This window comes from Ruegeria sp. CK1 (genome assembly GCF_056536545.1).
The window spans coordinates 244,317-263,560 of sequence record NZ_JBQFPX010000006.1 but is presented as its reverse complement, the minus strand read 5'-3'; the positions used below and the strand labels follow the sequence as shown (position 1 = coordinate 263,560).

Annotated in this window: 18 protein-coding genes; 12 read left to right on the top strand and 6 right to left on the bottom strand. The window is 57.3% G+C overall.

Annotated elements, in window-relative coordinates:
* Positions 1 to 145: 145 nt before the first annotated feature.
* Genes ACR0L3_RS15550 through ACR0L3_RS15540 form a run of 3 tightly spaced genes read left to right on the top strand, consistent with a single transcriptional unit; the run spans position 146 to position 3,286 of the window.
* Positions 146 to 1,225 (top strand): AI-2E family transporter, encoded by a 1,080-nt coding sequence (locus tag ACR0L3_RS15550; RefSeq protein WP_480746676.1) that lies wholly within the window; start codon positions 146 to 148, stop codon positions 1,223 to 1,225.
* Positions 1,222 to 2,286 (top strand): HlyD family secretion protein, encoded by a 1,065-nt coding sequence (locus ACR0L3_RS15545; RefSeq protein WP_480746675.1) that lies wholly within the window; start codon positions 1,222 to 1,224, stop codon positions 2,284 to 2,286. Before ACR0L3_RS15550 ends, ACR0L3_RS15545 begins: the two co-directional genes overlap by 4 nt.
* Positions 2,276 to 3,286: a DUF2955 domain-containing protein gene (locus ACR0L3_RS15540; RefSeq protein WP_480746674.1), complete on the top strand. Its 1,011-nt coding sequence runs from the start codon at positions 2,276 to 2,278 to the stop codon at positions 3,284 to 3,286. The genes ACR0L3_RS15545 and ACR0L3_RS15540 overlap by 11 nt, the downstream gene beginning before the upstream one ends.
* 9 nt (positions 3,287 to 3,295) lie before the next feature.
* Here the strand turns inward: ACR0L3_RS15540 and ACR0L3_RS15535 are convergent, their stop codons facing one another.
* From ACR0L3_RS15535 to ACR0L3_RS15520, 4 genes are read right to left on the bottom strand one after another with little or no spacing between them, the layout of a single operon-like run.
* Positions 3,296 to 3,679, bottom strand: coding sequence for a carboxymuconolactone decarboxylase family protein (locus ACR0L3_RS15535; RefSeq protein ID WP_480746673.1), 384 nt, complete (start codon positions 3,677 to 3,679; stop codon positions 3,296 to 3,298).
* 17 nt (positions 3,680 to 3,696) lie between these two features.
* On the bottom strand, positions 3,697 to 4,437 hold the full coding sequence (locus tag ACR0L3_RS15530; protein WP_480746672.1) for a sulfotransferase-like domain-containing protein: 741 nt from the start codon (positions 4,435 to 4,437) through the stop codon (positions 3,697 to 3,699).
* 60 nt (positions 4,438 to 4,497) lie between these two features.
* Positions 4,498 to 5,586, bottom strand: coding sequence for an aromatic ring-hydroxylating oxygenase subunit alpha (locus ACR0L3_RS15525; RefSeq protein ID WP_480746671.1), 1,089 nt, complete (start codon positions 5,584 to 5,586; stop codon positions 4,498 to 4,500).
* Positions 5,583 to 6,470: a MurR/RpiR family transcriptional regulator gene (locus ACR0L3_RS15520; RefSeq protein WP_480746670.1), complete on the bottom strand. Its 888-nt coding sequence runs from the start codon at positions 6,468 to 6,470 to the stop codon at positions 5,583 to 5,585. Before ACR0L3_RS15520 ends, ACR0L3_RS15525 begins: the two co-directional genes overlap by 4 nt.
* Before the next feature lie 68 nt (positions 6,471 to 6,538).
* On the opposite strand from ACR0L3_RS15520, the gene ACR0L3_RS15515 reads away from it, so the two are divergent.
* From ACR0L3_RS15515 to ACR0L3_RS15480, 8 genes are all read left to right on the top strand, one after another.
* The gene (locus ACR0L3_RS15515) at positions 6,539 to 8,992 is read left to right on the top strand and encodes an FAD-dependent oxidoreductase (RefSeq protein ID WP_480746668.1); all 2,454 of its coding nucleotides are present in this window, start codon (positions 6,539 to 6,541) and stop codon (positions 8,990 to 8,992) included.
* On the top strand, positions 8,992 to 10,074 hold the full coding sequence (locus tag ACR0L3_RS15510; protein WP_480746667.1) for an alcohol dehydrogenase family protein: 1,083 nt from the start codon (positions 8,992 to 8,994) through the stop codon (positions 10,072 to 10,074). Before ACR0L3_RS15515 ends, ACR0L3_RS15510 begins: the two co-directional genes overlap by 1 nt.
* A complete protein-coding gene (locus ACR0L3_RS15505; protein ID WP_480746666.1) occupies positions 10,071 to 10,649 on the top strand; it encodes a dimethylsulfonioproprionate lyase family protein in 579 nt (192 codons plus the stop codon). The genes ACR0L3_RS15510 and ACR0L3_RS15505 overlap by 4 nt, the downstream gene beginning before the upstream one ends.
* On the top strand, positions 10,646 to 11,752 hold the full coding sequence (locus ACR0L3_RS15500) for a mandelate racemase/muconate lactonizing enzyme family protein (protein ID WP_480746665.1): 1,107 nt from the start codon (positions 10,646 to 10,648) through the stop codon (positions 11,750 to 11,752). The genes ACR0L3_RS15505 and ACR0L3_RS15500 overlap by 4 nt, the downstream gene beginning before the upstream one ends.
* Positions 11,749 to 12,033 carry a cupin domain-containing protein gene (locus tag ACR0L3_RS15495; protein WP_480746664.1) on the top strand — a complete coding sequence of 95 codons (285 nt, stop codon included), beginning with the start codon at positions 11,749 to 11,751 and terminating at the stop codon, positions 12,031 to 12,033. The genes ACR0L3_RS15500 and ACR0L3_RS15495 overlap by 4 nt, the downstream gene beginning before the upstream one ends.
* On the top strand, positions 12,030 to 13,145 hold the full coding sequence (locus ACR0L3_RS15490) for a mandelate racemase/muconate lactonizing enzyme family protein (protein ID WP_480746663.1): 1,116 nt from the start codon (positions 12,030 to 12,032) through the stop codon (positions 13,143 to 13,145). The genes ACR0L3_RS15495 and ACR0L3_RS15490 overlap by 4 nt, the downstream gene beginning before the upstream one ends.
* Positions 13,146 to 13,254: 109 nt before the next feature.
* The gene (locus ACR0L3_RS15485) at positions 13,255 to 14,358 is read left to right on the top strand and encodes a mandelate racemase/muconate lactonizing enzyme family protein (protein ID WP_480746662.1); all 1,104 of its coding nucleotides are present in this window, start codon (positions 13,255 to 13,257) and stop codon (positions 14,356 to 14,358) included.
* A 1-nt stretch (position 14,359) separates the two neighbouring features.
* A complete protein-coding gene (locus ACR0L3_RS15480) occupies positions 14,360 to 15,637 on the top strand; it encodes an aspartate aminotransferase family protein (protein WP_480746661.1) in 1,278 nt (425 codons plus the stop codon).
* Between the two features lie 224 nt (positions 15,638 to 15,861).
* On the opposite strand, the gene hemC is transcribed toward ACR0L3_RS15480, so the two are convergent.
* Positions 15,862 to 16,821, bottom strand: a complete 960-nt coding sequence (gene hemC / locus ACR0L3_RS15475) for a hydroxymethylbilane synthase (RefSeq protein ID WP_480746660.1) — start codon at positions 16,819 to 16,821, stop codon at positions 15,862 to 15,864.
* 106 nt (positions 16,822 to 16,927) lie between these two features.
* Between hemC and hemE the strand changes: the two genes are divergently transcribed.
* On the top strand, positions 16,928 to 17,962 hold the full coding sequence (gene hemE, locus ACR0L3_RS15470) for a uroporphyrinogen decarboxylase (RefSeq protein ID WP_480746659.1): 1,035 nt from the start codon (positions 16,928 to 16,930) through the stop codon (positions 17,960 to 17,962).
* A 58-nt stretch (positions 17,963 to 18,020) separates the two neighbouring features.
* Here the strand turns inward: hemE and ACR0L3_RS15465 are convergent, their stop codons facing one another.
* Positions 18,021 to 19,130, bottom strand: coding sequence for a CaiB/BaiF CoA transferase family protein (locus ACR0L3_RS15465; protein WP_480746658.1), 1,110 nt, complete (start codon positions 19,128 to 19,130; stop codon positions 18,021 to 18,023).
* Positions 19,131 to 19,244 lie beyond the last annotated feature (114 nt).

Genomic DNA, 19,244 nt, shown 5'->3' with positions numbered 1-19,244 from the left:
TCCGTCTCGTTAGCGGCAGATCGGATTGGCGCAATTACGCCAATCCCATTGGGATTTCAAAACCATACCGAGCCTAAAAGTTAAAAATATATACATATTTTGTTTTTTGAGTCTAAAATTCAAAAACAAAATGTGGAGGGACGGAATGGAAAAGACCCAGGATGCAAAAATTGTCGATCTTGCAATACGCTTACTTTTCCTAGGATTATTCCTCTATAGTGCGCTGGTCATGGTCGCTCCACTGGCAAGTGTGGTCATCTGGGCGACTATTTTATGCGTTGCGCTTTACCCAGTGTTTGACTGGCTTCAAGACAAGTTGGGCGGGCGTAAATCTTTGGCTGCAACAATATTGGTCCTGCTGGGTCTCGTCCTTACGCTTGGCCCGGTTGCGACTGCGGTCTCTGGTGCGGCGGAACTTGGGTCGGACTTTGCCGAGCAGGCTGACCGCGGCGAACTGAAGATCCCACCTGCACCCGAGGGCATCAAGGAGCTTCCGCTGATTGGAAGCAAGATCGCGGACGTTTGGACGATGTTCGAACGGAATCTCGATGGCGCGCTGGCAAAATACGGAGCGCAAATCCTGGAAATTACCAAATCGCTGTTCGGCAGAGTCCTAGGCATTGGTATCGGGCTTTTGGGTCTTGCACTGTCAGTAATTATAATGGGCGCATTGTTCAGCCCCGGACCGAATTTGGTGCAGGGACTGCAAAGGTTTGCCAATCGCGTGTTTGCACCGCGTGGTGGTGAGTTTGTTACTCTGGCCGGTGCCACGATCCGTAACGTTACCAAAGGCGTGATCGGGGTGGCGGCGATACAGGCCGTCGTCGTATGGATATTGCTGGCGGTGTTCGGCATAGGATCCGCAGCTACGCTGGCTTTTATATGCCTGATCCTTTCGATCATCCAGATTGGCCCCGGCCTCGTTCTGTTGCCGGTGGCAATCTACGCGTGGAGTTCCATGTCCGGTGGCGCGGCTCTTGTGTTTACCATTCTAGCGGTCCCGGTCGCCATCATGGACAGTTTCCTGCGGCCTGTTTTCATCTCAAAGGGTCTTGAGACTCCGATGCTGGTGATCCTGATCGGAGTGCTTGGCGGGATGATGGCCTACGGCCTGATCGGGATTTTCATGGGTCCTGTTCTGTTTGCCGTATTCTATGAGCTGTTCAAGGTTTGGATTGACGCCTCCCCCGATGTCGCAGAACCTGCCGAAGGAGCGCCGGAATGAGGAAAACGATCTGGACGACGCTGGCAATTATATTGATTTTCCTTGTCTGGTATCTGGTCGCGGATCGGAAAACGCCGTTTACTGGAAATGCGCGGGTCAAGGCTGTGGCCACTCAGATCGTTCCGCAGGTAACCGGAACTGTCACCGAAGTTTTGGTGGAGAACGGTCAAGTCGTCTCGGCGGGTGATGTTCTGGTACGTATTGACCGCCGCCCTTACGAAATTGAACGGGACAAAGCTCAAGCGGACTTGGAGGCAGCAACCCAAGAGGTGGGTGCGTCCTCAGCCGAAGTGAGTGCGGCGCAGGCCAAGCTGGCGCGCGCTCAAAGCGACTTGGACACCATGCGCCTGCAAACCGAACGCGTGTTTGCGCTGGAAAAGAAAGGCTTGATTGCAGTTTCAAAGGCCGACGATGCTCGGGGGCAACTGGCCGAGTCCGAGGCCAACCTCGAAAATGCAATGGCTGATCTGGAGAAGGCGAAGCAGAGGCTGGGCGACGAGGGTATCGAGAACCCCAAAATTCAACGCGCTTTAGCTGCCCTTGCGGATGCAGAGTTAAACCTTGAGTGGACCGAATTACGGGCTCCGGCAACCGGAGTGATTTCCAATTTGCTGATTGCGCCCGGAACTTACGCGCGATCCGGGCAGGACTTGTTGACGTTTCTAGATGCAACGGATGTCTGGATCGAGGCGTATTTCACTGAAAACAACATTGGTCGCGCCGCAGTGGGCTCACCTGTCGATGTGGTTTTGGATATGCACCCTGGTCAAATCGTACCGGGTGTAGTCGAAAGCTTCAGCGCTGCCGTATCTCTGAGCGGCGGGGATGAACCCGGCCAACTGGCTAGTGCGCCCAGCACGAAGGGGTTCCTGCGCGAACCTGAGCGGTTTCCGGTGCGGATCGTTTTACCGGGTTATGAGGCCGGCAGCGCCGAGGATGATCTGCGGTTTCAACTGAACGGACAAGCTGATGTGATCATGTATCTCAGTGACAATTCGCTGCTGAACATGGTGGGTCGCACGTATATCCGCGTGGTTTCAATCCTGTCCTATGCGTACTGAGGACCGAAACTCTGTCCTGCGGCTGGCAGTGGGTGTGACCGGCGTATTTTCCCTGGGGCTGTTTCTGGGCTGGCCGTTGGCAGTAGTGGGAGCGGTTTTCACGGCATTGTTTCTGCAAGCACCAGCCGCATTGCCTCTGGCCGCCTTTGGCAAGCTGTTCGTGTTTTCGATCGGGCTGATGTTTATTTCCTTCCTGCTGTCTTCGGTCTTTTCTCCATACCCTGTCGTTTTTCTGATCCTTGTGGCCATAGGGATCATCCTGTCATTTATGTGGTCTGTGTCGGGGGCTGGGGTCTTGCCCGGAGTTATCGCCCTTATGGGGGCACTCATGATACCGAACCTTGTGCTTCAATCGCAGGACCTGGCGCTGGTACTGGTGTTCTGGATTCCTCTGAACCTTTTCTTCGCGGGCTTTGTGTCCACGCTAATGTTCGTAATCATTCCTGCGGAACCCCCTACCGATGCACAGAAAAAAGCTGCGTCAGCGCAAGACTTCGATCCGAGTCGCCGGATTTTCAGAATGTCTCTGGTCACCGTCCCGTTCGCGTTGGCGTTCTTTGTATCTGGTGCATCGGCGTTGCTGGTCTTGTTTTTCGTTGCGCTGTTAAGCCAACAACTTGCGGCAATGCCGTCTGCGGGGAAAACCGTTGCCAAAGCCATGCTGACAGCCAACCTGCTTGGTGCAGCAGTGTCGATGCTGAGTTATGAGGTCAATGTCATTGCACCGCTGTTTCTGACTCCGGTTCTGTTGTGTTTTTTCTTCTGCATAACACTTGGAGCGCTTGGAAAATCCGAAATACCTCTGGCTGCTGCAGCGGGGTCGGCGATCACCACTGCTCTGATTGTTTACGGAGGTTCGATTGCACCCTTCTCAGATGAGGCCGACGTCAAGAGCATCACGCGCGTTTTGCAAGTCGCCAGTGCGGCAACCTTTGTGATCGTCGCGTACATCGTGGTGGATGAGTTCTGGCCCGAGAGAGAGCGCCAGAACTCAGTTTAAAAACAAGTTTTAAGAGGCTTCCAGCACTTTGCGGGCTACGCGGAAGCACTCCAACGCCTGAGGTACACCGCAATAAATCCCGACGACGTGAATGATGGCGCGGATTTCCTCTTTGGAGACACCGTTGTTGATTGCACCTTTGCAGTGGATTTCCCATTCGTGCATTTTCCCAAGCGCGCCGATCATCGCTAGGTTCATCATCGAACGGGTCTTTGCGTCAATTACGTTGTCTCCCCAACCAAAGCCCCAGCACCATGCGGTCATAGCTTCTTGAAAGGGCCGGGTGAAATCGTCTGCTGCGGCCAGATTTTTTTCCACATAATCCGCGCCGAGCGTGCCTTTGCGTTGCTCCAAACCCCTTAAGAAAAGGTCTTCGTCGAAAATGTCTGCCATGTGAGGTCTCCGGTTCTTCAGCGCGTGAGGCGATGCTTGTAAAGGTGATCATAGTGCGGTTTCATGCGGCGATGCACCTGTTTAACCCGCTCTGGGGCATCGTCGATGTCAATGTACTTGCGCGGTTGCGGCGCCAACCCGGTCGAGTTTGCAAGGTTGGCGTGAAAGGATCCGCCATCCCACCAGCTATGAGCAGAGGGGTCGCCACCGGCCTCCCATGTCAGAGCGTCCTCGATGAAGGGGATACCCACAGCGTCGCAGAATTTCTGTGTCATACCATGCGGGTCTTCCAACAAATCGTCACTGTCTATTACTGGTGGCGGGGTTCCATTCAGGGCTGTCAGCAAATCAAACAGAGCGCGCTGTTCGGGAAAGCCAACCTCTCCCTCCGCGAAATCAGGCCACCGCTTGTACATTGAAGTGATGGTTTTCGCGGGGTCGCGGATCAGAAATGCATGACTGAAACACGACAGGAATTCAGCGTCCCACATATGGTTGATGTAGTGCGGGAAGTCCTTGATGAAGACCCGCCCGTTTTGTGCTCGGGCCTGAATGTCAGCCCAAACGGTGTCCAGTGTCAGGCCGGGGGTGGTTACGTCGCCCGGTTTAAACCGATGCCACAAAGGGTTTTCGCCTTGGTACCAGGCTTCACCGAAAGGTTCGTGCAAGCAATCCAGGTCCCCGCGCTGTCGCATCATCCATTCAAACGCGGTCGATGTGGATCGGGGTACTGCCCACAGCGCAAGGATTTTGTGCATTGTTACTGAGTCCTGTGAAATGTGGTCAGTAGATGTGTCCGTTGGCTCGGGGTCAGTTCCTTATTCGACGGCCTCGCGCATCCATTGTTGAAGCCGTGCGATCGAATGCTCTGACATCACCCCACATCCGGGGTCCAGCACTAGCGGGCCGGGGCGATAGCCGCGGGACTTTAGCCCTCGGTGGACGGATTCGACCAGCTGAATGTCTTCCTCGACTGTGGTTTCGCGATCCTGAACGGCCAGTTGCCGGATCACGGCGCTCTCGGACCCGCCTTCAGTGTACCACCCACGCCAGACGGTGCAGTGGTCGGCATCCTTCGCGCGCCAGTGATAGGTATTCAGAACGTTGCCCGGATAGCATTGGAAGGAGAACATCGGCCACAGGAACCATGACTGGTAATCGCCTGCATGCGGCACCGTCAGGTCAATAGGATAGGTCATCTTGTCGAGGCTTTGGCATTCCGTCGTATGACGCAGCACATAGCCGCCACCTGCGTCCGGCTGAATGTCATAGGTCTCGGGCTTGACTACGCCCTCGGCGAAGGTCGGGTGGTTGGTTGGGCAGTGATAGCATTCCGAGTAGTTCTCGATACTGACCTTCCAGTTGCAGTTTTCTGGAATCTCGACCCATTCCAGCGGTTCCAGATCGTCGATATGCGGAACAAAAGCGCGGATTTCATCACGCACGCCGGGATACCACTCGTCCATCGGCGCGGCGTCGTCGTCGAGATTGACGAAGATGAACCCATTGAAAACTTCTGTGCGGACCGAAGTCAGGCAGATCGCGCTGCGGTCAAAGCCGGGAACCGACTTGATGTTCGGCCCTGCACGTAGCTGGCCCGACAGCTCATAGGTCCAGGCGTGATAGGGGCAGACCACGACGCGCGTGTTGCCCGCACCGGTCACCATTTCATGTGCGCGGTGCTGGCAAACGTTGTAGAAAGTGCGGATTTCACCATCACGACCCCGGATACAGAACAGGTTCTGCCCTGCGATTTCAAAGGCGAAATAGTCTCCCGGTTCCCTCACCTGTGCCACGTGGCCCGCAAATTGCCACGTTCGGGCCAGCAGGCCCTGCATCTCCTGCTCGAAAATCGCAGGGTCGGTGTAATAGCGCGCGTCCAATGAGTGGGTCAGGGGTGCGTTCATTCGGGCTCCTCCGCGTAGAGGCCAAGTTGGTGTCTGCGTTGGTGAAACCGTTCCACCCGCTCGACGATCTCATCGCTGGAAACCGCGATCACAAAGGACAGCAGCGTTTCCAGCAGGGCGATGGTCGAGACGGATGACGGAAAGAATTGTGGTGTGTCGGCGGCGACGACAAAGCCGTGCTGCGCATTCAGGATAACCGGGCTGGCCGGGCTGTCCGAGATGCCGATGACGGTTAGGCCCTGTTGCCGGGCAAGCTTGATCGCGTCGATCACCTCGGTTCGGTAGGGGTGGCAGGTGATGGCGATCAGCACGTCCTGTTCGTCTGCCCAGGCCAGATCATCCACTGGGGTCGAACCGGGGCGAGGAATTGCATGGAACTGCTTCATCCCCGTGGACGCTAGATAGGTGAAATTGCGCGCGTTCGAGTTGTTTACGCCGACGCCCAGAGTAAAAATTTGGCGGCAATTCCAGATATCCACGGCGGCGGCTTTCAGTTGCTCGGCGTCAATTCCGGCAAAGGTGTCTTCGATATTGCGGATCGCGGCACCGATCATGTCGGCATAGAGCCCGCCCAGCTCACCCGACTTACCGATGGTCTGCAACCAGCGGGCGCGGTCGGGAAACGACACGGTGCCCTGCCGAATCGCGTCGCGGAACGGGGCGCGGAAATCCTCGTAGCCTTCGAACCCAACCTGCCGCGCCATGCGCACGAAGGTGTTGGGTTTGACCTTGGCCGCCTCGGCGATCTCACGCACTGTAGAAACGCCAACATCTGTTGGGTTTTCCAGCACGTAACGCGCGGCTTTCTGCGCCTCAGGCGTCAGGGCATCCCATTCCTCGGTGAGGCGGTCGAGAACGATTGATGATACATTTGTGTCATTCATGATTGACGATGGTACATTTGTGGAATTAGCCTGTCGAGCAGAAATGCGACTCGGGAAGAGGAAAAATCATGTCCGAGAAGAATCTGCCGTCACATGCCCGCGTAGTGATCGTGGGCGGAGGTGTTATGGGGGTCGGTCTGGCCTATCATCTGGCGCATGAAGGGTGGGGCGACGATACCGTCCTGCTGGAAAAGGCTGAACTGACCAGTGGTAGTACCTGGCACGCGGCGGGCCAGATCACGCATTCGACCTCAAGCTTTGGGCTGGGCAAATGCGTCGATTACAACATCGGTCTGTATTCCGGTCAGTTGGAGGCCGAGACCGGCCAACCTGTGACGTGGCATGGCTGTGGCTCGTTCCGTCTGGCCTATACCGAGGATGAGATGGACTGGCTGCGCCACACCCTTTCAGTGGGTCGGTCGCTGGGCTTCAACATTGAACTGGTTGGACCCGAGAAAGTGGCCGAGCTGCACCCATTCTACAACCTCGAAGGTGTACTGGGCGCGCTTTATACCCCGGATGACGGCCATGTCGATCCGACGAACGTGACCATGGCGATGGCGACGGGCGCGCGTCAGAAGGGCGTGCAAATCTTCCGCAATTGCCGCGCCACCAACATCACGCAGGCTGACAACGGCGAGTGGGTGGTTGAGACCGAAATGGGCACGATCACCTGCGAGCATGTGGTGAACGCAGGCGGCACCTATGCCCGCCAGATGGGCGAATGGTCGGGGCTGCAACTGCCCATGACCTCGATGACGCACCATTATTTCGTGACCGAACCGGTGCCCGAGTTCCAGAATCTGGACAAGGAACTGCCGGTGATCCGCGATGACCGTAAGGTTTCGGGCTATATCCGGATGGAGCAACAGCGCGGGCTGATCGGGATTTACGAGAAGGAAAATCCGAATTCGGTCTGGCATGACCATTGCCCATGGGAATATGAGAACTGGCTGTTCGATGCAGATTACGACCGGGTGATGCCATGGCTTGAGGAAAGCCTGAACCGCATGCCGATCTTTGCCGAGTTGGGCATTCAGCGCGACGTTCACGGGGCGATCTCTCACCCGCCGGACGGCAACCCGCTGATCGGACCTGCACCGGGTGTGCAGAACTACTGGTGCTGTTGTGGCACACAGATCGGTATCGGTTGGGGGCCGGGTCTGACCCGCGAATTGGCACGCTGGATGGTGTATGGGGCCGCCGATATTTCGATGCGCGAGTATGATCCGCGTCGCTTCGGCAGCTATGCCACCAAGGACTGGCAGGTGATCAAGGCCGAGGAAGACTACTGCCTGCGCCACGAAATTCCCTTCCCGCATTTCAACCGTCTGGAAGGACGCCCGATCAAGCCGTCGCCACTCTATGAGTTGCTGAAATCAAAGGGCGCGGTGCATGAGGAAGTCTACGGCTTTGAACGCCCCCGCTGGTTCGCCCGCGATGGCATTGAACAGCGCGATCATTATTCTTTCCGCCGCACCCCTGCTGACGACATGGTCGCGGCTGAGGTTAAGGCGGTGCGCGAACGCGTCGGCATCATGGATGTTACCGCCTTCACTAAGGTCGAGGTTTCGGGTCCGGACGCCTATGCCCTTCTGGACCGGCTGACCGCCAACCGGATGCCGCAAAAGGTCGGCTCGATCACGCTGACGCACATGCTGAACCGCCGTGGCCGGATCGAGTTGGAGACCACGATTGTCCGAATGGCCGAAGATCGCTTTTATCTGGTCTGCGCTGCCTTCTTCGAACAGCGATTGCTGGATCATCTGGCGCAGCAGCGCACGGATGAGGATGTGCAGATAACGGCTCTGTCCGCCGACTGGTCAGCCCTGTCGCTGAACGGTCCACGGTCGCGCGAGGTGTTGGCGCGCTGCACCGATGCAGATCTGACCAATGCCGGGTTCCGCTGGCTGTCCGCGCAAGAGATCACCATTGCTGGTCACAAGGTTTGGGCTTTCCGCATGTCTTATGCCGGTGAATTGGGTTGGGAACTGCATATGCCCAACGCTGCCTGCCTTGATGTCTACAACGCGCTTTGGGCGGCGGGCGAGGCGCATGGCATAGCCGACTATGGCAGCTTTGCCATGAACGTGATGCGGATGGAGAAGGGCTTCAAAGGCGCAGGCGAGTTGACCAACGAGGTTACATTGGCCGAAGCCGACGTGCTGCGCTTTGCCCGCACTGACAAGGAATATCTGGGCAAGGACAAGACGCTGAACTCGGACCTGCCTTGGGTCTGCGCATACCTCGAGATTGAGCCGGATGGCGAGATTGACGGGCACGGCGGCGAAGCTGTCATGTTGAACGGCAAGGTTGTGGGCTCGACCGCCTCGGTGGCCTATGGCCATACCGTCGGCAAGATCCTCGCCTTTGCCTACATCAAACCCGAGACGGCAACTGCCGGGACCGAGCTGCAGGTCGTGATCCACGGTAAACCCCGCGCGGCCCGTGTTCTGGGTGAGCCAGCCTATGACCCCGAAAGCCTGCTGCCGCGTACAGACGCCGTATTGGAGACTGCTTGATGAGCTTGCCCGACACAATGAAAGCAATGGTCACGATGGGCCATGGCGGTCTGGAGCAGATGGTACTGCACGAAGACTGGCCATGCCCAATACCCTCCGCCGGAGAGGTTCTGATCAAAGTTGCGGCCTGCGGTCTGAACAACACAGATGTGAACACAAGATCGGGTTGGTACTCAAAAACGGTCACTGACGCGACCACTGGCGGAGCATTCGAAGAGGTCGGCGAAGAAGATCCCACTTGGGGCGGCAACCCGATCACCTTCCCTCGTATTCAGGGCGCTGACATCTGCGGCCACATCGTGGCAGTAGGTGAAGGTGTCGATCCCAGGATGATCGGCGAACGCGTCATCACCGATGGATGGCTGCGCGACCCGGCGGACCCGGGCAACATGGATAAGACGGGCTACTATGGTTCGGAACGCGATGGTGGCTTTGCGGAATATGCTACGACGCTGGCTGTGAACGCTGTGCCGATCAAATCGGACCTTTCAGATGCTGAATTGGCGACGTTTTCCTGTTCCTACTCTACCGCAGAAGGAATGCTAACGCGTGCAAACGTGACTGCCAAAGACACGGTTCTGGTCCCCGGAGCCTCTGGCGGCGTCGGTGGTGCTTTGGTGCAGTTGGCCATACGTCGCGGCGCGCGGGTGATCGCGTTGGCGTCCGAAGCAAAACATGCAAACGTGGCCGAGCTGGGCCCTGATATGATCTTGCCTCGCGCCCCCGAAAACCTGCGCGCGTCGCTTGGCACGGAAAAGATCACCGTCGTGGCCGATGTGGTGGGTGGCCCGTATTGGCCAAAACTGATCGACATACTGGAACGCGGAGGGCGCTACACATGTTCGGGCGCCATCGCTGGGCCGATGGTCGAGTTCGACTTGCGCACTTTCTACCTGCGCGACCTGACGTTCACGGGGTCCACAGTGATCGACCCTCAGGTGATGCAGAATCTTGTGAAGTATATCGAGGCCGGTGAGATCAAACCCGCGCTCGCTGCGACCTACCCGCTGGAGGAGTTGCGCGAGGCACAGGCTGCCTTCATCGCCAAAAAACATACTGGAAATATAGTGGTGATCCCATGACACTGGATGACGTACTTGAGGTCGCGCGACGACTGTATCAGGCACATCCTGATATGACGGATTTTGCACCATGGCCGAATGATTTGGAACCGGTTGGCCTGCAACCATGCGCCATTCCAGCCACTGATCTGGTCCGTGAACTTAGCGCCGATGGTGTTGCCGCGACAGACGACTTGACCACGGCAATCAAGGCAACAGCACATTTGGCCAATTGGAAACACACGTATACCGAGGAAGAGGTCGGCACGGATTTCCTAAACCGGTATGGGTATTATGAGTTGTTCGGGCCTACAGGCCATTTCCATTCGTCCCAACTGCGCGGCTATGTCGGTTATTGGGGGGCTGGTTTGAGTTATGACTGGCATAGCCATCAAGCCGAAGAGATTTATCTGACACTTGCAGGTGGCGCGTTGTTCAGGGTCGACGGCGACGAGGCGTTTGTCGGACCCAATGAGACGCGGCTGCATTCCAGTTGGCAAAGCCACGCCATGATCACGACGGATCAGCCAATCCTGACCTTTGTGTTGTGGCGCGGCGAAGGCATGGGCGATTTGCCCAGAATGGATGCTGCATGAAAATCAACCGTATCCGCGTCTATCAAACCGGCTTGCCTTATGTCGGTGGGGCCTATGTTTGGGGCGCGGGCAACGCGATCGAAACCGCAACAGCTTCCGTCGTGGTGATCGACACTGACGCCGGCTTACAGGGCTGTGGTGAGTTCACACCCTGCGGTGAGAATTACATGGTCGCCCATTCTGAAGGCGTTGCGGCACTGGCGCGTCTGGTCGCTCCTAAACTGTTGGGGGAGGACCCGCGGCAGGTTGGGCGAATTGAGCAGTTGATGGATCATCTGGTGCAGGGGCACGGATACGCCAAAGCGCCGTTTGACGCAGCGTGTTGGGATATTCTGGGGCAGGCCTGTGATCAGCCTGTTTGGATGCTGCTGGGTGGTAAACTCACCGACGGTGCGCCGATGTACCGGGTCGCGCCGCAGAAGGCGGTGGAAGAGACCGTGGCCGAAATGAATGCTTATCGGAAACAGGGATATCGGCAGTTTCAGGTCAAGGTGGGGGGCGATTGGGTCACCGATATTGACCGCATTCGAACCACGGTGCCTTTGTTGCAGCCGGGTGAAAAGGCAATGGCGGATGCAAATCAGGGCTGGCGTGTCGATAACGCGATCCGGGTGGCCCGTGCGACACGCGATCTGGACTTCATTCTGGAACAGCCTTGCCGCACCTACGAGGAATGCCAACAGGTACGCCGTGTGGCCGAGCAGCCGATGAAGCTGGACGAATGTGTTACTGGAATACACATGGCCCAACGCATCGTTGCAGATCGAGGGGCCGAGATCTGTTGCCTGAAAATCTCGAATCTCGGCGGGCTTAGCAAAGCGCGTCGGGTGCGGGATTTTCTGGTCGACAACCGAATTCCGGTGGTCAGCGAGGATACCTGGGGCGGTGAGATCACAACCTCGGTCGTCGCCCATTTCGCGGCGTCGACCCCGCCCGAATATCTGCAGAACACCACCGATTTGATGAACTACAACACCCGATCGACTGGAATCGGCGGGCCGATGTCGCGGGGGGGCAAGCTTTATACCACTGACTCTCCAGGACTGGGAGTTACCCCTGATTTCGAAAGCCTCGGCGCACCGATGGCGGAGTACGCATTATGAGACCACAAGCTGTTGCAACTCAATTGATTGACGATGCCCGCGTGCGGGTAACCCGATTTGATTTTGTTCCCGGTGCGGAAACGGGATGGCACCGTCACCAGATGGACTACGTCATCACCGCTGTAACAGATTGCTTGATGCGTCTGGAGTTACCGGACGGGACGGAAAACGAGGTGACGGTCACCGCCGGAACCTCATACCGCCGCGATGAGGGGGTCGAACACAACGTGATCAATGCAGGGGACGAACCCATGTCCTTTGTTGAAGTGGAACTGAAATGAAAATCACCCGTATCTCCGTCTACCATGTGGATTTACCGCTGGAGCATCCGTATTGGTTGTCCGGTGGACGGCTGAAGTTCGAAACGCTCGACGCGACGATTGTGAAGGTCGAAACCGATGCGGGGCTGATCGGTTGGGGCGAAGGAACTCCGTGGGGCCATACCTATGTACCCGCGCATGGACCGGGCATTCGTGCTGGTATACAGACGATGGCTCCGTTCATTCTGGGCCTTGATCCGCGCAAGGTTCTGGATGTCGAGCGGGCGATGGATCTTGCCTTGCCCGGACATCTCTATGCCAAAAGCCCGATAGACATGGCGTGTTGGGATATCGCGGGTCAGGCTGCGGGTTTGCCGATTGCCGATCTGATGGGGGGCGGGTCACGCACGCCGCGTCCGATTGCCTCGTCGGTTGGGGCCAAAACCATCGAGGAAACCCGCGAGGTTATGGAGCGTTATCGCAGCCGGGGCTACATAGCGCATTCGGTAAAGATCGGCGGCAATGTGGAGCGCGACATTGCCCGCGTCCGCGATGTCGAAAGCATCCGTCGGTCAGGGGAGGTTGTCCTATACGACGTCAACCGGGGTTGGACTCGGCAACAGGCTTTACGCGTGATGAGCGCCTGCGAAGACCTCAACGTCATGTTCGAACAACCCGGCGAGTCGCTGGACGATATTGCAGCAATTTCACGGCGTCACGCATCGCCCGTGTCTGTGGATGAAAGTCTTGTGACTTTGCAGGACGCGGCCCGCATCGCCCGTGATGGCATCGCCGAGGTATTTGGGATCAAGCTGAATCGTGTCGGCGGACTGACCAAAGCCGCGCGGATGCGTGATATCGCGCTGGCCCATGGGATCGATATGTTCGTAATGGCCACGGGCGGCTCGGTTCTGGCCGACACCGAGGCGCTGCATCTGGCCGCCACCATACCGGATGACAATTGTCACGCTGTCTGGGCCTGTCAGGACATGATTACTGTGGATATTGCTGGCGGTCGCGGGCCGCGCAACATCGACGGTCATCTACATCTGCCGGAAACCCCGGGTCTTGGTGTGCACCCGGACGAGGACGCGCTGGGCAAACCGATCGCTACCTATGAGGTTTCGCAATGATCCGCCTCTTCATCTGGCCAGAAATATCCCGGGGAGTGAATTGGCCGCAGGCCAAGAGAGGGGCTGGCCCCTCTGAACGTATTACCCACGTACGCCATGGATGGGTTGCATGAAGATCAAGAAAATAACGCTCTGGTCTGTCGATCTGACCAGCCATGAAACCTATCACATGGCCGAGGGTAAGACCTGCGCCACCGTTAAAACGCACATCCTGTGCCTTGAGACTGATACCGGCTTGCAGGGCTGGGGAGAGGTCTGTCCGATCCCGCATTACCTGCCTGCATATGCCGATGGCGTGCCCGGTGCAGTGGCGGAAATGGGGCCGGAAATCTTGGGTACTTCGCCAATCGGTGTTGATGCCCCGATGCGTAAACTGGATGCTCTTTTGCAAGGGCATCTTTATGCGAAATCTCTTGTGGACATAGCACTATGGGACTTGTTCGGGCAGGCCACGGGGCACCCGCTCTATGCCCTGTTGGGTGGGCGAACACGCAAGGACATGCCGCTGTATCATTCGATCACCTGCATCGCCCCGGACGAAATGGCACGGATTGCCCAGACCGCCTATCAGACAGGTATTCGCCAGTTTCAGGTCAAGCTGGGGGTTGAAGGCGACTGGCAGGCCGATGCCGAACGTCTGATCAAAGTGCGTGAGGCGGTGGGATCGGGACCCTTAGTCTACGGCGATTGGAACTGCGGCGCATCCCGGTTGCAGGCCACGCGGACGGGCCGTGCGGTGGCGCATCTGGACGTGATGCTAGAACAGCCGTGCAAAACGCTGGAAGACTGTGCCGCCGTTCGGCAAGCGACGGGTTTGCCGATGAAGATCGACGAAAACGCCTATGACCTTGTTTCGCTGATGCGGGCGCATGAACTGGGTTGCATGGATGCTGTGGCCCTGAAACTGTCCAAGTTCGGCGGGTTGTCTGCAATGCGTCGGGCGCGCGATCTGACTGTGCAATTCGGCGCAGAGATTTGCGCTGAATGCACTTGGGGCTCGGACATCGTGACAGCAGCCTCGCTGCATTTTGCGGCTTCGACGCCGCACGGATCGCTTCTGAACACCTGTGATCTGTCATCTTATGTGGCACCGCGTCTATGCCCGGATGCACCGAATCGTGAAAACGGCAGGATTGCCCCGCCCGAGGGGCCGGGGTTAGGTGTTGCGCCTGATCCGGATATCCTTGGTTCCCCGATTATGGAGATCGTGTGAGATGCTGAAAATCAACACTCAATCCGAATGGATCGCTCGCGCCAATGCGGTTCTACCCGCAGGAGGTTTTGGCAATTTCGACCCTGGCATCATTATTTCCCGAGGCGAGGGCAGCCACGTCTGGGACGAGGATGGCAACGAATATATCGACTATCTCATCGGGTCTGGCCCGATGCTGTTGGGCCATGGCCACCCGGAGGTGATGGAAGCCGTTCTAGAGCAACTGCCCAAAGGTATGACCTTCTTTGCCAACAACGCCAAAGGCATTGAGCTGGCAGAAGCGATCATTGATGCGGTGCCCTGCTGCGAACAGATACGCTTTGTCGCTTCGGGCGGTGAGGCGGATATGTACGCAATTCGTCTGGCTCGGGCCTATACCGGGCGCGATAAAATTCTGAAATTCGAAGGTGGCTATCACGGTATGAGCGCCGAGGCTCAGATGAGCCTGGCACCGTCGAAGCGGGTCAATTTTCCGCAAGCTGTACCGGACAGTGCCGGTATCCCTGCAGGCGTGGCCGAACAGATGTTGATTGCGCCATTCAACGATCTTGAGGCGGTCGCTGCCCTGCTGGGCGAACATGACGACGTTGCCGCGATCATGGTCGAACCGCTTCAGCGCATCATCCCGCCCACGCCCGGTTACCTTCAGGGGCTGCGTGATTTGTGCGACAAACACAATGTCCTGCTGATCTTTGATGAAATCGTAACAGGGTTCCGTCTGGCTTATGGCGGTGCACAAGAGAAGTACGGTGTCACACCTGATATCTGTACCTTGGGTAAGATCACCGGCGGTGGATTCCCTTTGGCTGCGCTGGGCGCGAGCGCCGAAATCATGAGGCATTTTGACAAGACCGAGGTAGGTGATGAGGGCTGGCTGATGCAGCTGGGCACTTTGTCCGGCAATCCCGTTGCGTCGGTCGCGGGTTTGAAAACGATGGAGATTTTGCGGCGCGAGTGCACTTATGATCAACTGCGCGCGACTGGATCTGCATTACAACAGATGCAGGTGGATGCATTAACAAAGGCGGGCATTCCGCATCAGGTCGTTGGTGATGAAACGCTGTTCGATATCTACTTTACAGATGCGGCATGTCGCGACTACCGCAGCGCCAAACATGACGACCCGCACCGGAATGTTGTCTACAACGATACGTTGCGCGCGCATGGGATATTCAAATCTCCCGGCAAGCTGTATCCGTCGCTGGCAGTGACTGACGCTGATCTGGAACTTACGCGGGCTGCTGTTGAGAAGGCGGTTCAGGCGATTAGCGCTGTCTGACACATTGATCTGAAAAGAACTGGGCCGCTGTCGAAATATGACAGCGGCCCTAACCGACCAGCTATTTAGGTATTTTCTCGCCCCCTCGAATACCACTTAAGAGAACTTACTGAAAAAAATTTCGACTTTATCGAGATCAACCTATCGTCTCGATCGGTATGCAAACTTGATGCCAGATCGCGGCATTTCCTACAGTGAAGCAGTTCACATTAAATAAAATTCTACTAAATTCGCCAGTCGAAGAAACCCTGGCCCGCCTTCTTCAACAGCGAATGCGCCATTGCATGGCCCATTTTGGCACCGTCGGCAATCGCACCGGTGACGTCTTCGGTGATCGCCTCGGAGCCGTCGGGGCGTAGCACTTCTCCACGCAGGCGTAGTTGGTCGCCTTGTACTTCGGCCAATCCGGCGATGGGTGTTTCACACGAGCCGTCCAGCGCCTTCAGCAGCGCACGTTCAGCCGCCAAACGCTGTGCGGTTTCAGTATGATGGATCGCTTCAAGCATACCCGCTGCGCGGGAATCATCGTTGCGGCGTTCGATGCCTATCGCGCCTTGCGCAATGGCTGGCAGCATGTTCTCGGGGGCTATTGCAGTTGCAGGCACATCGTTCATGTTCAGCCGGTGGATGCCCGCCATGGCCAGAAAAGTACAATCCGCCACCCCATCGCTGAGTTTCTTCAGGCGAGTTTGCACGTTGCCGCGAAACTCAACCACTTTCAGATCAGGCCGACGGTTCAACAATTGTGCCCGGCGGCGTAGGGATGAGGTGCCAACCACAGCGCCCTGCGGCAGGTCGTCGATCGAGGACAAGGTCGGCGAGATAAACGCGTCGCGCACGTCCTCGCGCGGCAGGAACGTGTCCAATACTAGGCCCTCGGGCTGTTCCACTGGCATATCCTTGGTGGAATGCACAGCGATGTCGATATCGCCGCGCAGCATCGCTTCTTCGATTTCCTTGGTGAACAGACCTTTGTTGCCGATCTCTTTCAGCGGTCGATCTGCATCGATCATGGCGCGGTTGTCGCCGGTGGTCTTGATCACAACGATCTCAAACGCCTCGTCGGGCAGGTCAAACGCCGCGCCCAGCCGTTGCCGAGTTTCGTAGGCTTGCACCAGCGCCAAAGGCGAGCCACGGGTGCCGATTTTCAGTGGTGAGGCGGGAGAGGGCAAGGTCAGTGTCATGCGCCCAGCTTTAGTCGCGTCACATTGCCCTGACAATGGGTGCAGCGCTTGACAAATTGCCACTGAGGGCCGACCCGTGGCGCAAACCTGTTGATTGGGGACGAAGATGGCCGAGACAAAGAAACTGCTGCGGGCGCTGGCGGGTGAAGTACAGGATGTGCCGCCGATCTGGATGATGCGCCAGGCCGGGCGGTATCTGCCTGAATACCGCGCAACCCGGGCGAAAGCCGGGGATTTCCTGTCGCTTTGCTACAATCCCGAACTGGCGGCTGAGGTCACGCTGCAGCCGATCCGCCGCTATGGTTTTGACGCGGCGATCCTGTTTGCCGATATTCTTCTGGTGCCGCAGGCGCTGGGCGCGGATTTGTGGTTTGTCACTGGTGAGGGACCGCGCCTGTCGACCATCATGCAAGCCTCAGACTTCGACGCGTTGAAACCGGTCGAAGAGATTCATGAAACCCTGTCGCCGGTCTACGAAACAGTTCGCATCCTGTCTGGTGAATTGCCGTCCGAAACGGCCCTGATCGGATTCGCTGGTGCGCCATGGACCGTAGCGACCTACATGATTGCAGGGCGCGGGACACCGGATCAGGGACCTGCCCACGCGCTGCGCGAGGAAAACACCGCGCTGTTTGAGGCGCTATTGGAGCGTATCACGCTGGCGACAATCGAGTACCTCTCGGCCCAAATCGAAGCCGGTGCGGAAGTGGTCAAAATCTTTGACAGTTGGGCCGGGTCGTTGAAGGGTGACGCCTTCCGAAAATACGCGGTTGAGCCCTGCCGGGTTATCACGCATACCCTCAAGGAACGTCATCCCGGTATTCCAGTGATCGGTTTCCCACGCGAGGCTGGGGATGGCTATATCGGTTTTGCCGAGGCGACCGGCGTGGACTGTGTCGCACTGGACAATTCAGTATCGCCTGAGTGGGCGGCTGAACACGTGCAGGTGAACGGGTGTGTTCAGGGGAACCTTGCCTCATCCCATATGGTGACGGGTGGGCAGGCTTTGGTGGATGATACCCGCCGGATTGTCGATGCGTTGTCGAATGGGCCGCACATCTTCAACCTTGGCCACGGGATCACGCCGGATGCGGATCCAGAGAACGTGCAGTTGATGATTGACACTGTGCGTGGGCGATAAAGGAAAAGGGGGCCAGCCCCCTTCTTGGCCTTCGGCCAATTCATCCCCCGGGATATTTTTAGCCAAGTGAAGAGGCAGGCGGGTTTACAGCATCGAGCTCGTTTAGGATATCCTCACGGTTTTCTCCGCGGCCAGGGCTGGGTTTGGGCCACCATTCGGCCGTTGAGAATCTGGGTGCGGCAGCGGCTTGCAGTGTATCACCTGTCCTAAGCCATGTTTGACGCGCAATATTCATGGGATGAGCTTCCGCTTCGGTTGGGTTTAACACCGGTGCGACGCAAGCGTCTGTGCCGGTGAAGAGGTCCGCCCAAAAGTCCCTAGGTTTGTCCGAGAAGATTTCAGTCAGGCGTTGGGTCAGCTCGGGCCACTGCGCCTGATCGTATTGCTTTTGGAAGTCAGGGTCGTCTGCCAGGCCCATTATTTCCAGAAACTGCGCATAGAATTTAGGTTCCAGGCATTGCACCGACACAAACCCGCCATCGGCGCAGGCGTAGGTGCGGCTCCAATGGGGGCCGTCCAGCAGGCTTTGGCCGCGTGTCTCGGACAAATTTCCGGTTTGACCGAGGCTCATCAACAGATTCATCATATGTGCCGAGCCATCATAGATAGCGGCGTCTACAACAGTTCCCTGACCCGTTCTCTGCGCATTTAAAAGGCCGGCCAAAAGGCCCGCGACGAGGTACATGGCCCCTCCGCCAATGTCACCCACCAGCGTCGCCGGGGTCAGCGGCGGTTGCCCCGGTGCTGAGCCGTACCAGAGCGCACCGGATAGAGCGATGTAGTTCAGATCGTGCCCGGCCGTGTGGGAAAGGGGGCTGTCTTGACCCCATCCTGTCATTCGCCCATAGACCAGCTTTGGGTTCAGGTCATGGCAAGAACTGGGACCAAGGTCGATTTTCTCCATTACGCCCGGTCGAAACCCTTCGATCAGCACATCGGCCGAGGCAATCAAGCGTTTCGCGATCTCCAAATCCGCGCAGTCCTTCAGGTCTAGATCAATGGACCGTTTCCCACGGTCAAGAATAGAGCGTTCCGGCATGCCGGGCGTCGCACTTTGATCCTTGCGGTGGATGGTAATCACATCGGCGCCCATATCCGCCAGCATCATCGCAGAAAAGGGGGCAGGGCCTAACCCTTCGAATTCGATGACTCGGATACCGTTCAGCATTTCGTCCCCCTTTTTGCGCGCAAGGTTCAAGGACAGACGATAAATTGCAAGGCTGAACACGTAGCCCGCAAAAAAGCGCAGAACCCTGTGCGAAATTGGCCTGTTCTGCGTCGG